Genomic DNA, 24,378 nt, shown 5'->3' with positions numbered 1-24,378 from the left:
GTCCGTCTGGAGTAGCCCTGTGCGCGTATCGTCTTATATACACGCCGTGCGCGGATCGGTCCGCGCGCGTCATCCCGAGAGAAAGTCTCCCATGTCCGCAATGTTCCGAATCACGCTCCCCGACGGTTCCGTCCGCGAGGTTGCGCCCGGGACTACCCCCGCGGATGTCGCCGCCGCGATCGGCCCTGGCCTCGCCAAGGCCGCGCTCGCCGCGCGCATTGATGGCCAGGTACGGGATCTCAACCGCCCGTTCGAGGGCGACACCGCGCTCGCGCTGGTGACCGCGCGCGACGAGGCCGATGCGCTCGAACTCGTCCGTCACGATCTCGCGCACGTCATGGCGGAGGCGGTCCAGCACCTGTTCCCCGGTACGCAGATCACCTTCGGCCCGGCGACCGACGACGGCTTCTACTACGATTTCGCCCCCAAGGACCGCCCCTTCACCGACGAGGACCTTCCCGCGATCGAAGCCGAGATGCGCGCGATCATCGCCCGCAACGAGCCGTTCGTGCGCGAGGTCTGGTCGCGCCAGCAGCTGATCGACCGCTGGACGCAGCAGGGCGAGAGCTTCAAGGCCGAATGGGCCGCCGAACTGCCCGAGGGCGAGGAACTGACGATCTACCGTCAGGGCGAGTGGCTCGACATGTGCCGCGGGCCGCACATGGCCTCGACCGGCAAGCTCGACCCCGCCGCGTTCAAGCTGACGCGCGTGAGTGGCGCCTATTGGCGTGGCGACCAGAAGAACGCGATGCTCAGCCGCATCTACGGCACCGGCTGGCTCAACAAGAAGCAGCTCGACGCGCATCTGCTGCGAATCGAGGAAGCGGCAAAGCGCGACCATCGCCGCATCGCGCAGGAAATGGACCTGTTCCATCTGCAGTCCGAAGCGCAGGGCTCGGTGTTCTGGCATCCCAAGGGCTGGGTGATGTGGCGCCAGCTCGAGGCGTATATGCGCCGCAAGCTCGACGCCGCGGGCTATGCCGAGATCAAGACGCCGCAGCTGATGGATGCCAAGCTGTGGGAGGCGTCGGGCCATTGGGGCAAGTTCCGCGAGAACATGTTCGTGGTTCCCGACGAGGTGCCCGGGATCGATCCGAACGCCCCCGTGCTGACCGGCAAGGGCGACCTGATGGCGCTCAAGCCGATGAATTGCCCGGCGCACGTCCAAGTCTTCCGCCAGGGGATCAATTCGTACCGCGACCTCCCGCTGCGGCTCGCCGAGTTCGGCTGCTGCCACCGCAACGAGCCGCACGGCGCGCTGCACGGCATCATGCGCGTTCGCCAGTTCACGCAGGACGACGCGCACATCTTCTGCACACCCGAGCAGATCGTCGCCGAGACGCGCGCGTTCTGTGAACTGCTCGACGCGGTGTACCGCGACCTGGGCTTTGCTGATTACATGGTGAAGCTCGCGTTGCGCCCCGACAATCGCGCCGGCGATGACGCGCTGTGGGACCGTGCCGAGGGCGATCTCCGCGAGGCGCTGAAGCTCGCCGGCTTGATGGAAGACCGCTTCCAGTTCGAGGAGCTGCCGGGTGAGGGCGCGTTCTACGGTCCGAAGCTCGAATTCCACCTGACCGACGCGATCGGCCGGACGTGGCAGTGCGGGACGTTGCAGCTCGATTACGTGCTGCCCGAGCGACTCGACGCGTCGTACGTGGGCGCGGACGGCGAGCGGCATCGTCCGGTGATGCTCCACCGCGCGATCCTCGGCACGTTCGAGCGCTTCCTCGGCATCCTGATCGAGCATCACGCCGGCCGCTTCCCGCTCTGGCTCGCACCGGTGCAGGCGGTCGTCGCGACGATCGTGTCGGATGCCGACGACTATGCGGTCGAGGTCGCGGCCAAGCTGAAGGCGGCGGGCATCCGCGTCGAAACCGATCTCCGCAACGAGAAGATCAATTACAAGGTGCGCGAGCACAGCCTGGCGAAGGTGCCGAACCTGCTGGTCGTCGGCAAGCGCGAGGCCGAGGAGGGCAAGGTCGCGCTGCGCACGCTCGGCAGCCAGGCTCAGACCATACTGACGCTCGACGAGGCGATCGCGCGTCTTGCGGACGAGGCCCGCGCACCCGATATGTGATCCAACGGGGCCGGCTTTCCGAGCGCGGGTTTCTGCGCTATACGCCGGCCCAAATATTGTCAGAAACTTCAGGAGCAAACCCCATACGTCCTCCCACGATGCGCCGGCCGATGCAGACGCCCGCAATGAACGGCCCGCGATTCAACGAATTCATCCAGAGCCAGAAGGTCCGCGTGATCGATCACGAGGGCGAGAATCTGGGCGTGATGTACACGCGCGAAGCGATCGAGCAGGCAGCCGAGCATGGCCTCGACCTGGTCGAAGTGTCGCCTAACGCCGATCCGCCCGTCGCCAAGTTCCTTGATGTCGGCAAGTTCAAGTACGAGGCGCAGAAGAAGGCGAACCTCGCACGCAAGTCGCAGAAGACGCAGGAGATCAAGGAGATCAAGATGCGTCCGAACATCGACGACCATGACTACGACACGAAGATGAAGAAGGTGAATGACTTCATCGGCGAAGGCGACAAGGTCAAGATCACGCTGCGTTTCCGCGGTCGCGAACTTAGCCATGGCCAGCTCGGCATGAACCTGTTGAAGCGCGTCCAGGACGACGTCGCGGAGATCGCCAAGATCGAGGCGTACCCGCGCATGGAAGGCCGTCAGATGCTGATGGTGCTCGCACCGAAGTAAGCTGCAGCGCCACCGATCAGGGTGCGCAGGCTATGAGGCCGGTTCGACGGGGGTCGGACCGGCCTTTTTCGTGTCTGCATCGCTCCCGGCCATCCGGGCGGTAGCGGAACCGCCACCCAGCCCCTAGATTCCGGTCAATGTCCGCTCCCAATTCCCCCGACCGTTTCAACGAAGACAAATCCACCTTCGCCGTCCGCGGCGGCGGGGAGGCGCCCGATCTCGCGGCGGGCGTGGCGGCGATCCGCAACGTGCTCGACACGCTGCCGATCCGCCCCGGCGTCTACCGCATGCAGGATGCGCGCGGCGACGTGCTGTACGTCGGCAAGGCGCGCGCGCTCCGCAATCGCGTCGCCAACTACGTCCAGGTCGAGCGGCTGACGAAGCGCCTCCAGCGGATGGTGTCGCAGACGCGGTCGATGACGATCGTCACGACCAACAACGAGGCCGAAGCGCTGCTGCTCGAATCGCAGCTTATCAAGCGGTATCGCCCCGCGTACAACGTGTTGCTGCGCGACGATAAGAGCTTCCCGTTCATCCTCCTGCGCGACGACCATGCCTTCCCGCGCGTCCAGAAACACCGCGGCGCGCGTCGGGCGAAGGGCAATTACTACGGGCCGTTCGCGAGCGCCGGGTCGGTCAACAACACGCTCAACGCGCTCCAGAAGCTGTTCCTCCTGCGCAGTTGCACCGACAGCTTCTTCAAGACCCGCGACCGGCCGTGCCTGCTGTATCAGATCAAGCGGTGCTCGGCGCCGTGCGTCGGCCGGATCGACGAGGCCGCGTACCGGGAACTGACCGAGGATGCGAAGGCGTTCCTCGGCGGCAAGTCGACCGGCGTGCAGGCCAAGCTCGGCGCGCAGATGCAGGCCGCCGCGGAGAACATGGACTTCGAACTCGCGGCTTTGCTCCGTGATCGTCTCCGCGCGCTGACCTTCATCCAGGGTACGCAGGCGATCAACGCGGAAGGCGTCGGCGACGCGGACATCTTTGCGATGGCGTGCAAGGACGGCCTGATCGGCATCCAGGCGTTCTTCATTCGCGGCGGCCAGAACTGGGGCCATCGCAGCTTCTTCCCGCAGCACACCAACGACGTCCCCGAGGACGAGGTGCTGACCAGCTTCCTCGGCCAGTTCTACGAGGACGTGCCGCCGCCCAAGCAGATCCTGCTCGACCGCGAATTGCCGGAGGGCGCGCTGCTGGTCGAGGCGTTGGGCGAACGCGCTGGCTACAAGGTCGCGATCCAGGTCCCGCAGCGCGGCGATCGCCGCCGCCTGATGGACCAGGCCACGCGCAACGCGGTCGAGGCGATCGAGCGCCGCCAGGCCGAATCGACGACACAGGCGAAACTCCTGCGCGAAGTCGCCGACCTGTTCGATCTCCCCGAGCCGCCGCAGCGGATCGAGATCTACGACAACAGCCATATCCAGGGCACCGCGGCGACCGGCGCAATGGTCGTTGCCGGGCCTGAGGGCTTTCGGAAAGGCCAGTATCGAAAGTTCAACATCAAGAACAAGGATACCGCGCCGGGCGACGATTTCGCGATGATGCGCGAGGTCTTCACCCGCCGCTTCTCGCGCGCGCAGGCCGAGGACCCCGATCGCGATTCGGGCGATTGGCCGGATCTGGTGCTGATCGACGGCGGCAAGGGCCAGCTCAACACGGTGAAGGCTGCGCTCGAGGAGATCGGCGTCGAGGACGTGTGCCTCGTCGGCATCGCCAAGGGTCCCGAACATGGCCGCGATGGCCGCGAGGTGTTCCACATGCTCGACGGCCGCGAGTTCCAGCTGCCCGTCAATGCTCCGGTCCTGTTCTATCTTCAGCGCCTCCGCGACGAGGTCCACCGGTTCGCGATCGGCGTCCACCGCGACAAGCGCAGCAAGGCGATCGGCGCCAGCCCGCTCGACGAGGTCCCCGGCATCGGTCCGGCGCGGAAGAAGGCGCTGCTGATGCACTTCGGCACCGGCCGCGCGGTCCGCAATGCCAGCTTGCAGGATCTGCAACAGGCGCCCGGCGTGTCCGCCGGCGTCGCGCAACAGGTGTATGATTTCTACCATTCGCGCTGATCGGTGGCAGTCGGCGACGCTCGCGGCCTGCGATCGTAAGGAAACGAAACCTGATCTTCATTATCCTCGGATAGAGAGGGCGCAGTGACCACGCCCGTCTTCCTGACTATTGATACGGAGTTCGCGTGGCGGCATCACGTCGCCGGGCTCGACTGCGACGCGATTTACGCGCGGTCGCTTGAGCCGGCCGGCGTCGGGCTTGCCTATCAACTGGGCGAACTCGCGCGGCACGATCTGAAAGCGTGTTTCTTTGTCGATCCGATGCCCGGCATCACCTTCGGTCTCGGCCCTATCCGTCGCATGATCGAGACGATCCTCGCCGCGGGGCAGGAGGTCCAGCTTCATCTCCATCCCAACTGGACGACCGCGAAAGCCGGTGACCGCGGTGTCGCGCACGACCGGTTCTCGCTGTTCGACTATAGCCTGGCCGAGCAGACCGATCTGCTCATGCGCGCCACCGAACTGCTGGTCGAGGCAGGAGCGCCGCATCCGATCGCCTTCCGTGCGGGCAGCTATGCGGCCAACGACGACACATTGACCGCGCTCGCGGCACTCGGGTTCAGCTACGACAGCAGCCATAACGGCTCGCAGGCTCCGGGAACGAGCCGCATCTCGCTGCCTGCGCAGCAGATCTCCCCGGTCCGCCGTGCGCAGGACAAGGGCGTGATCGAAGTACCCGTCACCGTGATCGAGGACCGGCGCGACAAGATCCGCACCTTCCAGCTCTGCGCACTGTCGGCTGGTGAGACCTATGACGCGCTGGAGCATGCCGCGGTGTCGGGGCATGCGGTGGTCACCATCGTCAGCCACGGCTTCGAACTGGCGAACCGGAGCGGCACGCGGCCCAACGCGGTCCATGTGCGGCGCTTCACGGCGTTGTGCGGGATGCTGTCGGAGATGCGCGAAGTGTTGCCGACGCATCATTTCGCGGATCGGCCGCCGCTCGCGCTCGACCGCGCGGATACGCCGCTCGCGCCCGATCAGTTGCGGACCCGCTGGCGGCAGGCCGAACAGCTCTGGTCGAACTGGGTCGAGGAACGGCCGCGATCGCGCGGGCTGTAGTGGCAGATGGTGCGGTTCGCCGCCTGCCACTGAAGTTCCAGATCGGCGCCCGGACCCTCGCGACCATTCCCCGGCACCTGGTGCGCGTGTCGTTTTCGCTCGACGCGGTGCTCGCGGCCACGCCAACGATCTTGCCGCCGCTGCCCGACGATGCCGATGGATATCTGGTGACGTCGTTGCCCGAACTGATGCTCGCCGGTCTCGATCGCCACGGCCTGCTCGCGTTCGTTCGGCAGCACTATGTGCGGTATCATATCGATCTTGCGGCGGGGGAGGCGGCGTGGCTCGCGGGATTGTCCGGCAGCGCAAGGTCGGGGATCAAGCGCAAGGCAAAGAAGCTCGCCGCAGCGAATGGCGGCGTGCTCGATATCCGGCGCTATCACGATGTAGCGGCGTTCGCCGACTTCCTCCCGCTCGCCCGCGCGGTGTCGGCGACGACGTATCAGGAGAAGCTGCTGGGATCGGGACTGCCCGACGATACGGCTTCGGTGCGCCATCTCGAATCGCTCGCGGCGCAGGACAGGGTGCGTGCCTGGCTGGCGTTCATTGCAGGCGTGCCGGTCGCGTATCTGTGCTGCACCGCCGACGGCGACTCGCTGTGTTACACCTATGTCGGGCATGATCCGGCGCATAACGACCTGTCGCCGGGCGCGGTTTTGCAGGTCGAGGCGTTGCGCGCGCTGTTCGCGGAGAAGCGGTTCGCACGGTTCGACTTCACCGAGGGGGAAGGGCAGCACAAGCGGCAATTCTCGACCGGGGGGACGGCGTGCGTCGATGTGCTGCTGTTGCGGCCAACGCTGGCGAACCGCGTAACGGTGATGGCGCTGCAGACGTTCGACCGTGTGATCGCGACGGCCAAACGCGCTGCAACGCATCCGGCCTTGGCCACGCTCGCAAAGAAGATCCGCCGCTGATCGTCTTCCCATCCTGAGGGAGAGAGGGGTGGAGACCTTTTTACCCTCTCCCATGCGGAGCGGGGTATAGGACCTGCATGCACCTCCGCGCAGCCGCCATCGTCGTTGCCGTCCGCCAGCACGGCGAGCATGGCGCGATCGTGCGGGCGTTGACCCGCAACGACGGTGTCCAGCCCGGTTATGTCCGCGGCGGACGGTCGCGCGCGATGCGGCCGGTGTTGCTCCAGGCGAATGTCATCCAGGGCGAATGGCGGGCGCGCACCGGCGAGCAACTCGCCTCGCTGACCGCCGAGCTGATCCATAGCCGTGCGCAGCTGCACGGCGAGCCGCTGGCGGCGGGCGCACTCGAATGGGCCACCGCGCTGACCGCCGCCGCGCTGCCCGAAGCGCAGCCTTATCCGCACATCCACGATGCGCTCGAAGGCGTGCTCGGCGCGATCGAGGCGGCGCCATCGGCGCGCGGCTGGGCGGCTGCGCTGGTCCGGTACGAATTATTGGTGCTCGCCGAACTCGGCTTCGGCCTTGATCTCGATCGCTGTGTCGCGAGCGGCACCGAGGAGGATCTCGGCTTCGTCAGCCCTAAAAGCGGCGCGGCGGTCTCGCGTGGGGCGGCGTTCGGCTATGAGGCCAAGCTGCTCAGATTGCCGCCCTTCCTTCTCACCGGTGGCGAGGCTGCGTGGTCTGACATCTTCGACGGCCTGCGACTGACCGGCCATTTCCTCGCCCGCGATATCCTCGTCGACCGTCGCGCCGACCCGTTGGCGGCGCGCGACCGGCTGGTCGATCGACTGAAAAGGGCGGTTGCGTGAGCGTGCACCGCCCGGCAAGGGCCGCGCAGGAGGAACGTACATGCCCTTGATCGCGATACTGGCCGGCGACGGCATCGGACCCGAAGTCACCGCGGAAGCGCGTCGGGTGCTCGATACGCTCGGTCTCGATCTCACCTACGAAGAAGGCCTCGTCGGCGGTGCCGCGTACAAGGCCGCGGGTCATCCGCTGCCGCCCGAGACGCTCGACCTCGCCCGCCGCGCGGATGCGATCCTGTTCGGTGCGGTCGGCGATCCTGACTGCGATGCGTTCGAACGCCAGTTCCGCCCCGAGCAAGCCATTCTCGGCTTGCGCAAGGACCTCGGCCTGTTCGCTAACCTGCGTCCTGCGAAACTGTTCGCCGGCCTGGAGGACGCCTCCGCACTCCGCCCCGAGATCGCCCGGTCGATCGACATGGTCATCGTCCGCGAACTGACCGGCGACGTGTATTTCGGCGCGAAGGGCATCCGCACCACCGCCGATGGCCTGCGCGAAGGCCATGACGAGATGCGCTACGACGAGACCGAGATCGCACGCATCGCCCGCGTCGGCTTCGAGACCGCACGCACCCGAAAGGGCAAGCTGTTGTCGGTCGACAAGGCCAATGTGCTCGAAACCTCGCAGCTCTGGCGCGACGTCGTGATCGAGATCTCGGCTGACTATCCCGATATCGAACTCAGCCACATGTACGTCGACAACGCGGCGATGCAGATGGTGCGCAACCCCGGCCAGTTCGACGTGATCGTCACCGGCAATCTGTTCGGCGACATCCTGTCCGACGAGGCGTCGATGTGCGCAGGCTCGATCGGCATGCTGCCGTCCGCCGCGCTGAACGACTCTAACAAGGGCATGTACGAGCCGATCCACGGCAGCGCGCCCGACATCGCCGGGCAGGGCAAGGCCAATCCCTGTGCCGCGATTCTGTCCGCGGCGATGATGTTGCGCCACTCGCTCGACCTGCCCGACGCCGCCGACCGGATCGAGGCTGCCGTCGCCGCCGCGATCCTGAAGGGCGCGCGCACGCCAGATCTCGGCGGCACGCTCTCGACCTCTGCGATGGGCGACGCCGTTCTCGCCGAACTCGGCTGACCCGGTGATCGCCGACCTTCTCGAACTTGCGATCGTCATCCCGACGTTCAACGAGAAGGCCAACGTCCCGACGTTGATCGCCAAGCTCGACCAGGCGCTGGCCGGGCGCAACTGGGAGGCGATCTTCGTCGACGACGACAGTCCCGACGGTACCGCCGATGCCGCGCGCGAGATCGCCCGGCTCGACAAGCGGGTGCGCGTGATTCAGCGGATCGGCCGGCGCGGGCTGTCGTCGGCCTGCATCGAGGGGATGTGCGCCACTGCGGCCCCGATCGTCGCGGTGATCGACGGCGATCTCCAGCACGACGAGACGTTGCTGCCGAAGATGCTCGATCTGCTCAAGGACGGCGAGACCGACGTGGCGATCGGCTCGCGCTTCGTCAGCGGCGGCTGCACCGGGGAGTGGGACAGCGACCGGGTCGCCAAATCGGCGCTCGCCACCAAGCTGTCGCGCCGCGTGCTGAAGTGCGACCTCAACGATCCGATGAGCGGCTTCTTCATGATCCGCACCGACATCGTCCGCCGCCTCGCGCCCTCGCTGTCGGCGATCGGCTTCAAGATCCTGCTCGATCTGCTCACCGCGTCGCCGACGCCGCTGCGCTTCGTCGAGGTGCCCTATACCTTCCGCTGTCGCACCGAGGGCGAGAGCAAGCTCGATCACGTCGTCGCGATGGAATATCTGATCGCGATCTACGACCGGATGTTCGGGCGGGTCGTGCCGGTGCGGTTCGCGATGTTCTCCGCGATCGGCGTGCTCGGCGTCGGTATCCACATGGCGGTGCTGACCGCGCTGTTCGTCGGGTTCGGCACGCACTTCCTGGTCGGCGAGATCGTCGCGACGCTCGCCGCGCTCACGTTCAACTTCTTCCTCAACAACGCGCTGACCTATCGCGATCGGCGCTTGAAGGGGTGGCGGCAACTGGTCGACGGCTGGGTATCGTTCGCGGTGATCTGCTCGGTCGGCGCGGTCGCCAACGTCGGTATCGCCGCGTTCCTGTACGAGATGCGCGACGGGGCGTGGGCGGCGTCGGCGCTGATCGGTGTGCTGGTCGGCGCGGTGTGGAACTACGCGCTGTCCTCGAAATTCACCTGGGGGCGGTACTAAGTGAGGCACCCGGCCAGCTCTCTTCGCACCCGCAAGGCTTGTCATCCCGGCTCCCCCCCGGCAAAGCGGCGCGCATGAAGCGCAAGACCGGCCAGGATCGTTCGATCACCCAGAATTGGCGTCCCGCGACGCGCGCCATCCGCGGCGGCACCGCCCGCAGCGAATATGGCGAGACGTCGGAGGCGTTGTTCCTCACCTCGGGCTATTGCTACGACAAAGCGGGCGACGCGGCGGCACGCTTTGCCGGCGAGCAGGAAGGGATGACCTATTCCCGCCTGCAGAACCCGACCGTGCAGATGCTCGAGGAGCGGATCGCGCTGCTCGAAGGCGCCGAGGCGTGCCGGACGATGGCGACGGGCATGGCGGCGATGACTGCCGCGCTGCTCTGCCAGCTTCAGACCGGCGATCACCTCGTTGGTGGCCGTGCGGCGTTCGGCTCGTGCCGCTGGCTTACCGACACGCTGCTGCCGAAGTTCGGGATCGCCACGACGATCGTCGATGCGCGCGATCCGCAGGCGTTTCTCGACGCGGTCCGCCCCGAAACGAAGGTGTTCTTCTTCGAGACGCCCGCCAACCCGACGATGGATATCGCCGACCTGAAGGCGATCTGCGACATCGCGCGCGAGCGTGGCATCACGACGGTGGTCGACAATGCGTTCGCGACGCCGGCCTTGCAGCGGCCGATGGAGTTCGGCGCGGACGTCACCGCCTACAGCGCGACCAAGATGATGGACGGGCAGGGCCGCGTGCTCGCCGGCGCCGTCTGTGGCACCGAGGACTTCATCACCAACACGTTGCTGCCGTTCACGCGCAACACCGGCCCGACGCTGTCGCCGTTCAACGCGTGGGTGGTGCTCAAGGGCCTCGAAACGCTCGATCTCCGCATCCACCGCCAGTCCGAAAACGCGATGAAGGTCGGCGAATTCCTCGAAGGCCGCGTGCCTCGCGTGCTGCATCCCTTCCTGCCGAGCCATCCGCAGCACGAACTGGCCAAGCGGCAGATGGACGCATGCGGGCCGATCTTCGCGTTCGAGGTGGAGGGTCGTGAACAGGCACACGCGCTGCTCGACGCGCTGGAGTTGGTCGATATCTCGAACAACATCGGCGACTCACGCTCGCTGATGACCCATCCCGCCTCGACCACGCACGCGAGCGTCTCGCCCGACAAGCAGATCGAGATGGGCGTGACGGAGGGGTTGTTGCGGATCAACGTCGGGCTGGAGGATGCGCAGGACGTGATCGATGACCTTGATCAGGCCTTGAGGCAGGCCGGCCTGTGAAAGCGCTGTTCCCCAACGCGGCGACGACCGATGGGGTGACGGTGCGCGTGTCGGTCAGCTACCTACCCGAGCAGTCGGAGCCCGAGCGCGGCCGCTGGTTCTGGGCGTATCATATTCGCCTCGAGAACGAGGGCGATGAGACCGTCCAATTGCTGACCCGCCATTGGGTGATCACCGACGGCCGCGGCGCGCGCCACTCAGTCGAGGGTGAAGGCGTGGTCGGCGAACAGCCGGTGATCGAACCGGGCGCGAGCTTCGACTATGTCTCGGGCTGCCCGCTCGCGACCCCATCGGGGGCGATGCAGGGCAATTACCGCATGGTCCGCGAGGATGGCGCCATCTTCGACGTCGAGATTCCCCGATTCTCGCTCTTCGCCCCCGCGGTGCTCAACTGATGCGCCGTGCAATCATTAGAAGCACGCGCCTCGAAGATCTCCGTTGCCTGACCTCATTCCGTCACCCCAGCGAAAGCTGGGGTATCCCCGTTGGCGGTCGTCATGCCCGCCCCATGAATATCTTAGCTTTCGCTGGGATGACGGTTGGGGTGAAGCTGCTGGCAAAGGGGCGAACCCAATGAAGCGCACGCATCTCCCGCTCAACGGCCTGCGCGTACTCGACGCGGCGGCGCGGCATCTGTCGTTTACGCGTGCTGCGGACGAGCTGGCGGTGACGCCGGCGGCGGTGGGTCAGCAGATTCGCGCGCTGGAAGATACGCTTGGCGTCGTCCTGTTCCGCCGTACCACACGCGGGCTCGAACTGACGCCCGAGGCGGAAGCCGGTCTAGGCGCGCTCCGCGGTGGGTTCCTCCAGTTCGAGGAAGCCGTGCGCGCGATGCAGGCGGGTCAGTCGTCGAAATCGCTGACGATCGCCGCGCCGCGCGACCTGACCGAGAAGTGGCTGATGCCTCGGCTCGCGCAGATCGCCGAGGCGGATCCCGAACTTCGCTTCGTGCTGATCACCGCGGACGAGAATGTCGACTTCACCGAAGCCAATCTCGATCTCGCGATCCGCTGGGGCGATGGCCCGGGCGAGCACGAGGGCGAGGCGCTCGAGTCGGAGGGCATGGTGACGATCGCCAAGCCCGGCACGGATAGCGAAGCCACGATCGCATGGTCCGGTGAGGACGGCGTAGCGCTGGTCCGCGTTACCGACGCCGGGCTCGCGATCGACGCGGCGGCGGCGGGGCTCGGTCGCGCGACCGTCCCCGAACTGCTGGCGCGGCGCGATCTTGCGCAGGCCCGCGTGCGGCTGATTGGCGAGTCGCAGCCGTCGAAGGGGGGGTATTGGCTGGTAGCCCCGCTCCCGCAGTGGCGCCAGAAGAAGGTCCGCGCGCTCGTGGATGCCCTCACCGCGTGAGACAGCCTGGACGGAGACCACGTCGCGCTGGAGTATCTCCGGTCCTCAAGACACGGCGGCTGCGCTTGCGGCCGCTTGTTGAGGGCGACGCGACCGCGTTGCACCCGATGCTCGCTGATGCAGAACTGATGGCGTATTCCGCAGATGGCCCTCTCGGCAGCGTCGACGACGTCCGCAGCTATCTCGCCGAGGAAGCCGCCCCCGGCAACCAACGCACCTGGGCGATCACCCGCACCGGCGACGATCGCGCGATCGGCTGGGTCTCGGGGAGCGAGGCCGATGGGGCAGGGGTGACGGAGATCGGCTTCATCCTCGCGCGAGAGGCCTGGGGGCGGGGAATCGCGCGCGAGGCGGTGTCGGCCGTGATCGACCGGTTGTTCGCGGAGGGGCGGAGTCGCGTGTTCGCCGACGCGGATACCGAGAATACCGCGTCGATCTTGTTGTTGGAGCGGCTGGGCTTTCGCCGTGAACGGCTGTTGCGCGACGAATGGGAGACGCATTTGGGTCTGCGTGACAGCCTGATCTACGGGCTCTGCGCGGATAGTTGGCAGGCGGCTGGGAGGGCTTAGCGCCGATACGCCCCGTACTGATATCCACCACCCCGGCGAAGGCCGGGGCCCAATTGGCAAGGTGGATATAACGGAGCGATATTCCCCGTTAACAGCGTTTCCCAATTGGGCCCCGGCCTCCGCCGGGGTGGTGGCACGAGTTAGTGGCTCTTCAGATAAACTAACCTACCGCGCAGCCAACAACGCCAACGCCCGTCCCATCAGTCCCGCGAACCGAACCTCGTTCACCGCATCGTCAGCCCGATGCCAGTTCCCGGTCGCCGCATACCAGCGCCCGTCCTTCGCCTGCACCAGATAGTTCAGCGTCAGGACCCCAGGCTCGCCGCCACCCTTGAACCCGACATACCCAAACCGCTTGGCGATCGCCGGATCGACCCCCGCATTCACCGCGAGCACCGCTCGGGTCGTGGCATCTGCCCCGCGCAACCGATCCAGAACTCCCGCCATCGCCGCTGGGCTCGCAAACCACTCGACGCTGTCGATCGCCACCGGCTTCCCCCCGAACACGGCCGGATCCAGCTTGGCGGTGGAAATCTTCACCGCATTGTCGACCAGCAGCGCCCGCCGCTCGTCCACCGACCCTGCCGCCCACGCCTTGGTCAGTGCCGGATCGCCTTTGAGCGCAAACATCTCCCGCGTCGTCATCACCGGCACGCTGCCGCCGGCCGACGCCGCCATGGCGTCAACCTTCGCGCGCCCGAGCGTCGTCAGCAGCGTATCCGTCGCGGTGTTGTCGCTGATCGAGATCATCAGCGTCGCCAGTGTCTGCACCGTCACCGGCGACCCGGTGGGCCAGGTCTGCAACACGCCCGACGGCAACGATGGCGCCCCGACCTTCACGACGTCCTCCCAACGCCGCTCGCCAGCCGCCACCTGCCGCGCCAACTCCGCCAGTACCCACAGCTTGAACGCCGACCCAAGCGGCGCGGCGATATCCGCCCGGTATTCGAGGATCGGCGCAGGCTTGCCCGCGCCAAGCGCATACAGCCCGAACCCGCTGGCCCCAGGTAGTGCGCGAAATTCCGCTTCGACCTTCGCGAGGTTGTCGTCGCGCGCGCCCGTGCCGGTGATCAGCAACCCAGTGGCGGCATGCGGGGCTGCCGGATCGAGCGCCAAGCGGACGCTCGCCGTTCCGCGCGCATAGCCGACGATCAGATCGGCGCTCCACGCCGACGTCGCCATCAACGACTCGATCCTTTCCGGCGCGCCGAGTGTCACCTTCAGCTTCTCGACGATCGTCGCGAACTGCGCCTTCGGCACCTTCTCGCGGAAGCTCGCGGCGAAATACGCGTCATACGCGCCACGCCCGTCGAGGATCGCAACCAGCGCATCCGCCTTCGCCCGCAGCGCCGGGTCCGCAACCGCACCCTGCGCAACAGCCGCTGCAGGCAACAACGCCACCGCCAACGCCATCAGCCAGAGCGCGAGCCTGTGCATCAGTTCTTCAGCTTCCAACCGCTCTTCAGCAACCGGTAGCAGAGCGTCGCCAGCACCACGTCGATCACCAGGATCACGATCCCGCCGATCATCACCGGCGAGTCGGCAATCCCGAGGAACCCGTAACGAAAGCCCGAAATGATGTAGAAGAACGGGTTCGCATGGCTGAACGCGCGGAACGCCGGCGCGAGCTTGTCGACCGAGTAGAACGTCCCCGACAGCAGCGATAACGGCGCGATCACGAAGTTGGTGACGGCCGCCGCATGATCGAACTTGTCTGCCCAGATCGAAGTCAGCACGCCGAGCAGCGCGAGGAACACCGCGCCGAGCAGCCCGAACCACACGATCGCCAGCGGCGCGTGCGGCGTTACGTGCACGCCCGGATACAGCGCCATCGCCGCCCACACGACGATCCCGACGATCACTGCGCGTGTCACGGCACCGCCGACCAGCGCGGCCAGCAGTTCACCGGTGGACAGCGGTGGCTGCAAGTAATCGACGATCGTGCCCTGCATCTTGCCGACCAGCAGCGAGAAGCTCGCATTGGCGAACGCCGGCCCCATCATGCCCTGTGCAATGATCAGCCCCGGCGCGATGAAATCGGCGAACGCGACGATCTGGCCGTCGACCGGCACCGGGCTTTTAGCGCCGGTCGCGATGGTGAAGACGATCAGAAACAGGAGGGTGGTGATCGCCGGCGCCCATACCGTCTGAAGCTGCACCTTGAAGAACCGGCGCACCTCCTTGATATAGAGGGTTCGCAATCCCTCCCAGTTCACGCTCTTTATGACGGGAACGCCGGGGGCGGAATGCACCGCCGAATGGATTTCACCGATTGGGGGCTGGCTGCTCATAGGCGTTGCGGGTAATCGCTGCCGCTGCCGCCCGCAACCCGGCTGAGCAAGACTAAGGAACGAACATGTCCTGGACCGACGAGCGCATCGCGACGCTCAAGACGATGTGGGAGGCCGGGCAGACCGCCAGCCAGATCGCCGAAGCACTGGGTGGCGTCAGCCGCAACGCCGTCATCGGCAAGGCCCACCGCCTCGAGCTGCAGGCGCGCCCGTCGCCGGTGAAGCCGAACGATCCCGAAGCGAAGGCGGCTGCTGCTGCCGAAGCATCGGCGACGGCAGCAGCGACAGCCCCCGAGCCGGTCGGGGCACCGGAGCCGGTCGAGGTCGAGACCCCCAAGCCCGCACCGGTCGTGCCGCCCGTCGTCGCAGCCGCCAAGCCCGCGGCTCCGGTCGAGCCTGAGCCGGTCGCCGAAGAGCCTGAGGACGACGAGGACGAGGATGAGGACGAGGCTGCTCCGGCAGTCGTCGCACCTGTCCGCACGCCGCAGCCGATCCTGCGCTCGGTCGGCCCCGGCGGCTTCCTCCGTCAGGCTCCCGGTGAGCAGCAGCCACCGAGCACGCCGGCGCCGCCGCGTCGTCTGGTGCCGGCGAAGCCGTCGCCCGAAATGGCGAACAAGACGAGCCTGCTCGAACTGAACGACCGCATCTGCAAATGGCCGCTTGGTCATCCCGGCGAGCCCGACTTCCACTTCTGCGGCAAGGCGGTGAACCCGGGCTTCCCGTATTGCGTCGATCACTGCGGCCATGCGTACCAGGCGCAGCTGCCGCGTCGCGATCGCCGTCCGACTCCGCCGCTGCCATTCGGCGGTCCGCGGCCGAGGTAAGGCGCAGGGCGGCCTGCGCCAACTTGGCGCAGGACTCGCCCAAGCCCGGCCGGTGTGGCTCGCCGCGTCCGACGACATGGGCTTTGCCCATGGCTAGCGTGATATAGAAAGGCAGCTTCCTCAGTGAGGAGGCGGCCTTTTTCAAACAGGCTCCACCCCGGCGGAGGCCGGGGCCCAGTTGGAAAGGTCGTGGTGACTGAGCGCCCGGCGCGTTTAACAGCGTTTCCCAACTGGGCCCCGGCCTTCGCCGGGGTGGTGGGCGTGGTTAAGAGCGAGCATCCTCACCTTGTTCTCCCGCGAAGGCGGGAGCCCAGTCTGGGTCCCCGCCTTCGCGGGGATACACGTTTGGGTCGTGCGACAGGGCACCGTCACGCGGATAAGCCGGCCTAAGGCAGGCCAGATTGAGAATAGAAGAAGGCCGCTTCCTCGCCTGAGGAAGCGGCCTTTTCCGTCTCAGCTAGCCATGGGCAAAGCCCATGTCGTCGGACGCGGCGAGCCGCGCCGGCCGGGCTTGGGCGTGTCCTGCACCAGCTTGGTGCAGGCCGCCCTTCGCCTCAAAACCTAAACGCAGCCGTGGCGCGCAGGCTGTGCCAACGGAAGTCCTGCGAGTCGCGACGGAAATCGGTGCCGGCTGCGTTGCCACGCGTGAACGGACCGCCGGTCGGGCCGCCCGAGGCGCGGACGCGGTAGTCGTTGTCCTGATACTGGTGATACTGATATTCCAGACCGACCGAGAAGTTGCGACCCAGCTTCTGCTCGATGCCGCCGCCACCGACGATGCCCCATTCCTTGCTGCCACCGTTGGTGGTGAAGGTGTTGGCGGTGTTGCCGGTCGTGAAGCTGTTGTCGATGTTGGCATAGCCGACGCCGAACGTGCCGTAGAACAGCGTCGTGTTCGCCGCATAGCCCAGGCGGCCGCGTGCCGATGCTTCCCATTTCAGGTCGCGCGTCATCGTGTAGAAGGCGGGCGTGGTGCTGAAGGCGGTGACGCTGTCGCTGATCTCGTTCTTGCCGAACTCGCCGACCACGCCGACGACGATGTTGCCGCGCTGGTAGTCCGCGCCGACCCGCGCCGAATAGCCGATGCCATCCTTGTCGCTACGGCAACCACGACCACCAGCGGCGGGCGCGGTGTTGCTCGTCGCACGACCGTTGCAGAAGCCCGGCGAGAACGCGTTGGCGGCGGTCGCAGTCGAGATGGTGTCGCCGAAGACGCCATCCAGATTGCGATCGAATGCGATCGTCTCGCCATTGTCGTTGGGCTGCACGTCATAGCCGAACGAGCCGCCGACATAGACTCCGCTGAACGGCGCATCGTCGGTCATATCCTGTGCAGCGGCAGGCGCTGCGACCCCCAAAGTGGCAGCGCCTGCAAGCGCCACCATCATCGTCTTAGTCATATTCACTCCCGGAAACTTCATGACAGGTTTTTCATAAACGGCTGATCGGGGAAAATTATGCAGCAAGCATAACAATCTGCGGCAATGTGGCTTTCCAGTAACAGGGAGAACAAACAGAGCCTGTGGCTTTGTCCAACGCGTGCGGCTACGCTCTCGCCATGGCTGAAGATCTGTTCGCGTCCCCGGGCGCACCCGGCGTCGGCAAACCCGCCGCCAATACCTATGACGCCTCCTCGATCGAGGTCCTCGAAGGGCTCGAACCCGTCCGCCGCCGCCCCGGCATGTATGTCGGCGGCACCGACGAGCGCGCGCTGCATCACCTCGCCGCCGAAGTGCTCGACAACGCGATGGACGAAGCGGTCGCCGGTCACGCCACGCGGATCGAGGTCTCGCTGGAGGCAAACAACCGCCTCACGATCGTCGACAATGGTCGCGGCATCCCGGTCGATCCGCATCCGAAGTTTCCCGACAAGTCCGCGCTGGAGGTGATCCTCTCGACGCTCCACTCGGGCGGCAAGTTCGCGGGCAAGGCGTATGCGACGTCGGGCGGACTGCACGGCGTCGGCATCAGTGTGGTGAACGCGCTCTCGTCGGACACCGTCGTCGAGGTCGCGCGCGACCGGCAACTCTACCGCCAGCGCTTCGCCAAGGGGCAGACGCTCGGACCGATCGAGCATCTCGGGGCCACGCCCAACCGTCGCGGCACCAGCGTCGCGTTCACGCCCGATACCGAGATCTTTGGCAGCGAACTGAACTTCAAGCCGCAGCGCCTCTACAAGCTCGTCCGCTCGAAGGCGTATCTCTTCGCGGGTGTCGAGATCCGCTGGCACTGCGCACCCGAGCTGATTGCGGACGACACGCCCCCGCAAGCCGTGTTCCAGTTCCCCGGCGGCCTAGCGGACCATTTGCGCGACCAGATCGCCGGCCGCGAATGCGCGACCTCCGACTTCTTCTCCGGCTCGCAGGATTTCCCGAGCGCGAACGGCGAAACCCAGGGCCGCGTCGAATGGGCGGTTGCGTGGCCGTTGTGGAGCGACGGCTCGTACAGCTGGTATTGCAACACCATCCCAACCCCCGATGGCGGCACGCACGAACAGGGCCTCCGCCAGGCGCTCGTCCGCGGGCTTCGTGCGTTCGGCGATCTCGTCGGCAACAAGAAGACCAAGGATATCAGCGCGGACGACGTCATGGTCGGCAGCGAGTTGATGCTGTCGGTCTTCATCCGCGAACCGCAATTCCAGAGCCAGACCAAGGATCGCCTGACCAGCCCTGAGGCCGCCGGCCTCGTCGAGAAGGCGGTACGCGATCATTTCGACCATTTCCTCAGCCACAACATGGAGCGCGGCAAGGCGCTGCTGAACTATGTGCTCGAGCGGATGGACGAACGCCTGCGTCGCAAGCAGGAACGCGACGTCAAACGCAAGACCGCAACCTCCGCGCGCAAACTCCGCCTGCCTGGCAAGCTCACCGACTGCTCCGCCAACTCGCCCGAGGGCACCGAACTGTTCATCGTCGAGGGCGATTCGGCAGGCGGTTCCGCCAAGCAGGCGCGTGACCGGAAAACGCAGGCGATCCTCCCGATCCGCGGCAAGATTCTCAACGTCGCGTCGGCCACGAGCGCCAAGATCTTTGCCAACCAGGAAATCGCCGACCTCACGCTCGCGCTGGGCTGCGGCACCCGGAAGGACTGCACGCCGGATACGCTGCGCTACGAACGCATCGTCATCATGACGGACGCCGACGTCGACGGCGCGCACATCGCGACGCTGCTGATGACGTTCTTCTTCCAGGAGATGCCTGAACTCGTCCGCCGCGGGCACCTCTACCTCGCGCAACCGCCACTCTACCGCCTGACCGTCGGCACCAAGAGCATCTACGCAAGGGATGACGCGCACCGCGCCGAACTCGAACGCACCGTGTTCAAGGGCAAGAAAGTCGACGTCGGCCGCTTCAAGGGCCTCGGCGAGATGAACCCGAGCCAGCTCCGCGAAACCACGATGGACCCCGCCACCCGCGGCATGCTCCGCATCACGCTCCCGCAGGAATATGAAGAGCGCGCGCAGGTGAAGGACCTGGTCGACCGCCTGATGGGCAACAACCCCGCGCACCGCTTCGCCTTCATCCAGGAAAACGCCGGCCGGATGGACGAGGAAGCAATCGACGCGTGAATGCGGCGAGCGAGTGCGGGAGCTGGTTGGTCGATTATGACCCATTTGGGTGATCGACATTGCCACCCTCGGCGATACATTTGCGTGGGATGTCGGTTGCATAGGGCGTGGTCGAATGATGTTGCTTGTCGTTGCTCTCATTCAAGCCGTGGCCGCGCCCCCTCCCGCACCGCCGCCAGGCGACGACAAGACGATCGTGGTGGTCGGCCAGCGTCTGTCGGGCACCGAACGCGCCTTGGCCCAATGTATTGCGCGTGGATGTCCTCCCAAGGAGGAAATCGCGGCATCTCTTGCGCATGCGGAGAACCAGTTCCTGGTGGGTGACTATGCAGCGTCTCGACAGACGCTGCTAAAGGCGCGCAGCCGCAACGAGAAATATGCCAAAGACATACCCGTCGACGTCGCGAACCTGATCCGCGCGAGCGGACGGCTGGCCAGCTTGAACGGACTGTCGGACTCGTCGCGGACGAACTCGATCGATTCGCTGGACGTTCTGAAAGGCGGCCTCGATCACAGCGACCCGCGGGTCCTGATGGAGCGCCTTCTCGTCGGTGACACCTTTGCCAAGGAGCATCGCTATACCGCGGCGGAGGAGGTTTATGCCACGGTCGCGAAGCAAGCAGGTGCTGCCGGTCTGAAGCAGGTCGAGGGGCTCGCGATGTTGCGGACGGCCGTGCTCTACACGGCGCTGGCCAGCGTCGATCATGCCTATGATTACCAGGCGGGCAAGGCGATCCGCCGGATACGGGACACGACGGATCCCGAGCTCGCGCCGTTTCGTGAGGCCACGGTCACACTCGAACGACGCGTGAAGGCTGGCGACAAGGTGCATGACGTCGAGAAGGCCGAACTCGCCAAGGTTACTGTGGGGGAGCGTACCAACGAGGCCGTACTCGTCTATGCGGCGCCTATTGATCTCCCCGACCGTTCGCAGAGCGGATCGAAGGTCGTCGCCATGACCGGCGATCGGGTGCCGCAATGGGCGGACGTCACGTTCATGGTCCGCCCCGACGGTACGGTGCAGGACATCGATGTCCTCCGGCAATCCGACAATGTGCGAGGGGCGTGGCTCGAATCCGTGAAGACGTCGCTGACGAAACGGCTGTATCGGCCGCTCGCCATGGCGGCGGACAAGCCGGGACTGCGCAGGATAGAGCGATATTCCCTGATCTACGACGTGACCTATGCTGCGGGGTCGCGTGTTCAGGTGCGGTCGAGCGAACCGCGAGTCGAGATGACCGATCTGACAGTCGAGACGCCGACCGGCTGATCGGCCAGCCACCTCCGCTGGCGTCACGGCGCAGCAGCTACGCCTGCGGAGGAAACTCTCCCGTCCGCAGGCGCACCGCGATCACTGGCTGTGGGCGATCACTGTCTGTAGGCGATCAGCGTTGAGGTCTTGCCGTATTTGATGTCGTTGACGTCCATCGTCATTTTCTTGCCGTCGGGCGAGATCGTCATGACGTATTTGCCGATCACCTTGCCGTCGAGATAGTCGGTCTCATGCAGCGTGTTGAGATCGGATTGCCGTAGCGACACCGTCGTCCAGCCGGCATCGCCGACGACTGCGACCGATGGGCCGCCCGTCGTCGCCACGTACGATGTCCCGGTCGGCGTCGAATAGGTCACGACCTTGCCTGTCTTCGCGAAGGTGAAGACAAGGCCGCTGTCGGACACCTGGGTCTGGTTCGTCTGCAGCCATGACCCCGATGCCGCGTGCGACCCGGACGGGCCCGCTGCGACGCGCTCGCTGATGGTCGTGCCGGTGATCGGGATTCCGTTCGGCGCGCTGGTGTCGTTGAACACCGTGGAGATCGAACTATTGTCGGCGGACAGCGTCGCGGTTGCGTCGCTCATCGGCTTGCCGCCTTTGCTCGTCGCATATTTGACGGTCGCCGGATCAACGACGGTGACCGACATCGCGTCATAATAGGCGTGGCCGGTAACCGGATGAAGCGCACCATCGGCGGCGATCTTGACCACCGGAATGCAGGTCGAACAGGTGTAAAACCCGTTCTCGATCAATGCGACCGAAGGTTTTGTCGAAAGTTCGCTCTCCTTGATGTCGCCTTTCCAAGTTCCGGTGAAGACGTCCTTGGCATAGGCCGGTGATGTCGTGGCAAGCATAAGTGCGATGCATGGTAGTAACCTGGACATGGTTCTCTCCCCTATAGTGCGGCGGGGCGATTCGAATCGAACCAAAGCGCACAGGATCCTGGCACCACGTCTTGCCGATCATGCGCCTATTCGCGTGCCTATTCCAGTGAATGCCGCAAGCGCAGCGGCGAATCATCGGGATCGGCCATGTCGGCGTTCGCCGCGCGATGCCACGCGGTGTTGCCCCCGGCGTCGCGCGCTCGTATCAGGCGGTTCGGGCGGCCGTGTGGGTCGCCCTCGCTGTTTGAAGGAGCTTGCCGTCGTGACCATCACCCCGCTCATGCCCGTCTACCCGCGGTGTGGCGTGCGTCCGGTCCGAGGCGAGGGCGCGTACCTCTTCGGCGAGGACGGCCAGCAATATCTCGATTTCGCCAGCGGCATCGCGGTCAACGCGCTCGGCCATGGCCATCCGCATCTGACCAAGGCGATCGCCGAACAGGCTGCGACGCTGATGCACGTGTCGAACCTGTACGGATCGCCGCAGGGCGAGCATCTCGCACAGCGGCTCGTCGACAACACGTTTGCCGACACCGTGTTCTTCACCAATTCGGGTGCGGAAGCGGTCGAGTGCGCGATCAAGACCGCGCGGCGCTATCATTTCGCCAACGGCAATCCGCAGCGTCACACGCTGATCACGTTCGACACGGCGTTCCATGGGCGGACGCTCGGCACGATTTCGGCGACCAACCAGGCGAAGATGCGCGACGGGTTCGAGCCGCTCCTGCCGGGATTCGCCTATGCGAAGTTCAACGATCTCGAAGGCGCGCTGGCGCTGATCGACGACAACACCGCGGGCTTTCTGGTCGAGCCGATCCAGGGTGAGGGCGGCATTCGTCAGGCATCGCCTGAATTCCTGACCGGCCTGCGCAAGGCCTGCGACGAACACGGCCTGCTGCTGGTGCTCGACGAGGTCCAGTGCGGCTATGGCCGCACCGGCAAGCTCTTCGCGCACGAGCTGTACGGGATCACGCCCGACATCATGTCGGTCGCCAAGGGCATCGGCGGCGGCTTCCCGCTTGGCGCATGCCTCGCGACCGAGGAGGCGGCCAAGGGGATGGTCGCGGGGACGCATGGCTCGACCTATGGCGGCAACCCGCTGGCCATGGCGGCGGGCGAGGCGGTGCTCGACGTGATCCTCGACGAGGGCTTCCTCGACAACGTCACGGCGATGGGCGACCGGTTGCGGCAGGGGCTCGAGCAGATGATCCCGAACCACGATAACCTGTTCGACAGCGTTCGCGGTACCGGGTTGATGCTCGGGCTGAAGCTCAAGAGCGACAGCCGCGCGTTCGTCGCGTTCGCGCGCGATCACCACAATTTGCTGCTGGTATCGGCGGGCGAGAACGTCATCCGCATCCTGCCGCCGCTGGTGATCGACGAGAGCCACATCGCCGAGTGCATCGACAAGCTGTCGACCGCAGCGCGCGTCTACGTTCCGGCTGCCGACGACTGACTTAAAACCTCCCCGGTACGGGGAGGGGGACCATGCGAAGCATGGTGGAGGGGGATCGCCCCGAAGTGTTGCGTTCGTGGAGGCCCCTCCACCATTCGCTAATGCGAACGGTCCCCCTCCCCGTGCCGGGGAGGATATTATGACCCGCCATTTCCTGAATCTCACCGACGCCGGCGCCGACGGCATCGCCGCTATGCTGTCCGATGCACTTGACCGCAAGGCAGCGCGCGCCGGCTTCCCCAAGGGCCGCACCGATGCCGACGCACCGCTCGCCGGCCACACGCTCGCGATGGTGTTCGAGAAGAATTCGACGCGCACGCGCTTCTCGTTCGACATGGCGATCCGCCAGCTCGGCGGCACCTCGATCGTGTCCGACGCGGGCTCGATGCAGCTCGGCCGCGGCGAGTCGATCGCCGACACCGCGCGCATCCTGTCGGGCTATGTCGACGCGATCATGATCCGCACCGACGATCACACCAAGATCGAGGAGATGGCGCACTATGCCTCCGTCCCGGTCATCAACGGCCTGACCGACGCGTCGCATCCGTGCCAGATCATGGCCGACCTGCTGACGATCATCGAGAGCGGCAAGACGCTCCCCGGCCTCAAGGTCGCGTGGTTGGGGGATGGCAACAACGTCCTCGCCTCGATCGTCGAGGCCGCCGGGCTGATGCAGTTCGACGTCGTCGCGGCGTGCCCGCAGGGGTATATGCCGACCGAAGCCGACGTGGCGCTGGGCAAGGGCCGGGCGCGTATCGTGTCGACGCCGCGCGAGGCGGTCGAGGGGGCGGACATCGTCGTCACCGACACCTGGATCTCGATGGGGCAGGCGCATGCCGAGACCAAGCTGGCGGCGCTGACGCCGTACCAGGTCGATGCCGCACTGATGGCGCTGGCCAAGCCCGACGCGAAGTTCCTCCACTGCCTCCCCGCGCACCGCGGCGAGGAGGTGACGCCCGAGGTGATCGACGGGCCACAGTCGCTGATCTGGCAGGAGGCTGAGAACCGTCTTCATGCGCAGAAGTCGGTCCTGCGCTGGTGCTTTGGACAGATCGGTTGACGAACCGGCGGTAACACGCCGTTCACACCACCCCGCGCCCCATCCGCCATCCCAGCGAAAGCTGGGATCTT

The 24,378-nt window shown here is 66.0% G+C and carries 21 protein-coding genes; 17 read left to right on the top strand and 4 right to left on the bottom strand.

What is annotated here, in order from left to right; genetic code table 11:
- Nucleotides 1-91 precede the first annotated feature (91 nt).
- The 12 genes from thrS to C8J40_RS00685 all read left to right on the top strand — a co-directional run bounded on the left by thrS (nucleotide 92) and on the right by C8J40_RS00685 (nucleotide 12,954).
- Nucleotides 92-2,080 (top strand): threonine--tRNA ligase, encoded by a 1,989-nt coding sequence (gene thrS / locus C8J40_RS00740; RefSeq protein ID WP_132895377.1) that lies wholly within the window; start codon nucleotides 92-94, stop codon nucleotides 2,078-2,080.
- A gap of 98 nt (nucleotides 2,081-2,178) precedes the next feature.
- On the top strand, nucleotides 2,179-2,709 hold the full coding sequence (gene infC / locus C8J40_RS00735) for a translation initiation factor IF-3 (RefSeq protein ID WP_031396176.1): 531 nt from the start codon (nucleotides 2,179-2,181) through the stop codon (nucleotides 2,707-2,709).
- 137 nt (nucleotides 2,710-2,846) lie between these two features.
- Nucleotides 2,847-4,772 carry an excinuclease ABC subunit UvrC gene (gene uvrC / locus C8J40_RS00730; RefSeq protein WP_132735786.1) on the top strand — a complete coding sequence of 642 codons (1,926 nt, stop codon included), beginning with the start codon at nucleotides 2,847-2,849 and terminating at the stop codon, nucleotides 4,770-4,772.
- Between the two features lie 84 nt (nucleotides 4,773-4,856).
- Complete coding sequence (locus C8J40_RS00725) at nucleotides 4,857-5,834, top strand: polysaccharide deacetylase (RefSeq protein WP_132895376.1); 978 nt, start codon at nucleotides 4,857-4,859, stop codon at nucleotides 5,832-5,834.
- Nucleotides 5,834-6,748, top strand: coding sequence for a GNAT family N-acetyltransferase (locus tag C8J40_RS00720; RefSeq protein ID WP_243693153.1), 915 nt, complete (start codon nucleotides 5,834-5,836; stop codon nucleotides 6,746-6,748). Before C8J40_RS00725 ends, C8J40_RS00720 begins: the two co-directional genes overlap by 1 nt.
- Nucleotides 6,749-6,825: 77 nt before the next feature.
- Nucleotides 6,826-7,557, top strand: a complete 732-nt coding sequence (gene recO / locus C8J40_RS00715) for a DNA repair protein RecO (RefSeq protein ID WP_132895375.1) — start codon at nucleotides 6,826-6,828, stop codon at nucleotides 7,555-7,557.
- 40 nt (nucleotides 7,558-7,597) lie between these two features.
- Nucleotides 7,598-8,644, top strand: coding sequence for a 3-isopropylmalate dehydrogenase (leuB, locus tag C8J40_RS00710; protein ID WP_132895374.1), 1,047 nt, complete (start codon nucleotides 7,598-7,600; stop codon nucleotides 8,642-8,644).
- Nucleotides 8,645-8,651: 7 nt separating this feature from the next.
- A complete protein-coding gene (locus C8J40_RS00705; protein WP_132895812.1) occupies nucleotides 8,652-9,749 on the top strand; it encodes a glycosyltransferase family 2 protein in 1,098 nt (365 codons plus the stop codon).
- A 74-nt stretch (nucleotides 9,750-9,823) separates the two neighbouring features.
- Nucleotides 9,824-11,029, top strand: coding sequence for an aminotransferase class I/II-fold pyridoxal phosphate-dependent enzyme (locus C8J40_RS00700; protein WP_132895373.1), 1,206 nt, complete (start codon nucleotides 9,824-9,826; stop codon nucleotides 11,027-11,029).
- Nucleotides 11,026-11,424 (top strand): Co2+/Mg2+ efflux protein ApaG, encoded by a 399-nt coding sequence (gene apaG / locus C8J40_RS00695; RefSeq protein ID WP_132895372.1) that lies wholly within the window; start codon nucleotides 11,026-11,028, stop codon nucleotides 11,422-11,424. The genes C8J40_RS00700 and apaG overlap by 4 nt, the downstream gene beginning before the upstream one ends.
- A gap of 178 nt (nucleotides 11,425-11,602) precedes the next feature.
- The gene (locus C8J40_RS00690; RefSeq protein WP_132895371.1) at nucleotides 11,603-12,385 is read left to right on the top strand and encodes a LysR family transcriptional regulator; all 783 of its coding nucleotides are present in this window, start codon (nucleotides 11,603-11,605) and stop codon (nucleotides 12,383-12,385) included.
- 65 nt (nucleotides 12,386-12,450) lie between these two features.
- The gene (locus C8J40_RS00685; RefSeq protein WP_243693152.1) at nucleotides 12,451-12,954 is read left to right on the top strand and encodes a GNAT family N-acetyltransferase; all 504 of its coding nucleotides are present in this window, start codon (nucleotides 12,451-12,453) and stop codon (nucleotides 12,952-12,954) included.
- 165 nt (nucleotides 12,955-13,119) lie between these two features.
- Here the strand turns inward: C8J40_RS00685 and C8J40_RS00680 are convergent, their stop codons facing one another.
- The gene (locus tag C8J40_RS00680) at nucleotides 13,120-14,391 is read right to left on the bottom strand and encodes a serine hydrolase (RefSeq protein ID WP_132895369.1); all 1,272 of its coding nucleotides are present in this window, start codon (nucleotides 14,389-14,391) and stop codon (nucleotides 13,120-13,122) included.
- The gene (locus tag C8J40_RS00675; protein WP_132895368.1) at nucleotides 14,391-15,245 is read right to left on the bottom strand and encodes an ABC transporter permease; all 855 of its coding nucleotides are present in this window, start codon (nucleotides 15,243-15,245) and stop codon (nucleotides 14,391-14,393) included. Before C8J40_RS00675 ends, C8J40_RS00680 begins: the two co-directional genes overlap by 1 nt.
- Nucleotides 15,246-15,310: 65 nt before the next feature.
- On the opposite strand from C8J40_RS00675, the gene C8J40_RS00670 reads away from it, so the two are divergent.
- Nucleotides 15,311-16,069: a GcrA family cell cycle regulator gene (locus tag C8J40_RS00670; RefSeq protein WP_132895367.1), complete on the top strand. Its 759-nt coding sequence runs from the start codon at nucleotides 15,311-15,313 to the stop codon at nucleotides 16,067-16,069.
- A gap of 554 nt (nucleotides 16,070-16,623) precedes the next feature.
- On the opposite strand, the gene C8J40_RS00665 is transcribed toward C8J40_RS00670, so the two are convergent.
- Nucleotides 16,624-17,469 carry an outer membrane beta-barrel protein gene (locus tag C8J40_RS00665; protein ID WP_132895366.1) on the bottom strand — a complete coding sequence of 282 codons (846 nt, stop codon included), beginning with the start codon at nucleotides 17,467-17,469 and terminating at the stop codon, nucleotides 16,624-16,626.
- Nucleotides 17,470-17,627: 158 nt separating this feature from the next.
- Here C8J40_RS00665 and parE point away from each other — a divergent pair, with 158 nt between their 5' ends.
- A complete protein-coding gene (gene parE / locus C8J40_RS00660) occupies nucleotides 17,628-19,637 on the top strand; it encodes a DNA topoisomerase IV subunit B (protein ID WP_132895365.1) in 2,010 nt (669 codons plus the stop codon).
- A 115-nt stretch (nucleotides 19,638-19,752) separates the two neighbouring features.
- Complete coding sequence (locus C8J40_RS00655; RefSeq protein WP_132895364.1) at nucleotides 19,753-20,907, top strand: hypothetical protein; 1,155 nt, start codon at nucleotides 19,753-19,755, stop codon at nucleotides 20,905-20,907.
- Nucleotides 20,908-21,005: 98 nt separating this feature from the next.
- Here C8J40_RS00655 and C8J40_RS00650 read toward each other — a convergent pair whose 3' ends face one another.
- Nucleotides 21,006-21,794: a hypothetical protein gene (locus C8J40_RS00650; RefSeq protein WP_165911332.1), complete on the bottom strand. Its 789-nt coding sequence runs from the start codon at nucleotides 21,792-21,794 to the stop codon at nucleotides 21,006-21,008.
- Between the two features lie 262 nt (nucleotides 21,795-22,056).
- Here C8J40_RS00650 and C8J40_RS00645 point away from each other — a divergent pair, with 262 nt between their 5' ends.
- Together C8J40_RS00645 and argF are read left to right on the top strand one after the other, a co-directional pair.
- Nucleotides 22,057-23,247, top strand: a complete 1,191-nt coding sequence (locus C8J40_RS00645) for an aspartate aminotransferase family protein (protein ID WP_132895362.1) — start codon at nucleotides 22,057-22,059, stop codon at nucleotides 23,245-23,247.
- A gap of 139 nt (nucleotides 23,248-23,386) precedes the next feature.
- A complete protein-coding gene (gene argF / locus C8J40_RS00640; protein WP_132895361.1) occupies nucleotides 23,387-24,307 on the top strand; it encodes an ornithine carbamoyltransferase in 921 nt (306 codons plus the stop codon).
- Nucleotides 24,308-24,378 lie beyond the last annotated feature (71 nt).

The sequence above is a fragment of the Sphingomonas sp. PP-CC-3A-396 genome, from assembly GCF_004343105.1.
In the GTDB taxonomy this organism is placed as follows: domain Bacteria; phylum Pseudomonadota; class Alphaproteobacteria; order Sphingomonadales; family Sphingomonadaceae; genus Sphingomonas.
This window is presented reverse-complemented; position numbering and strand designations above follow the sequence as displayed.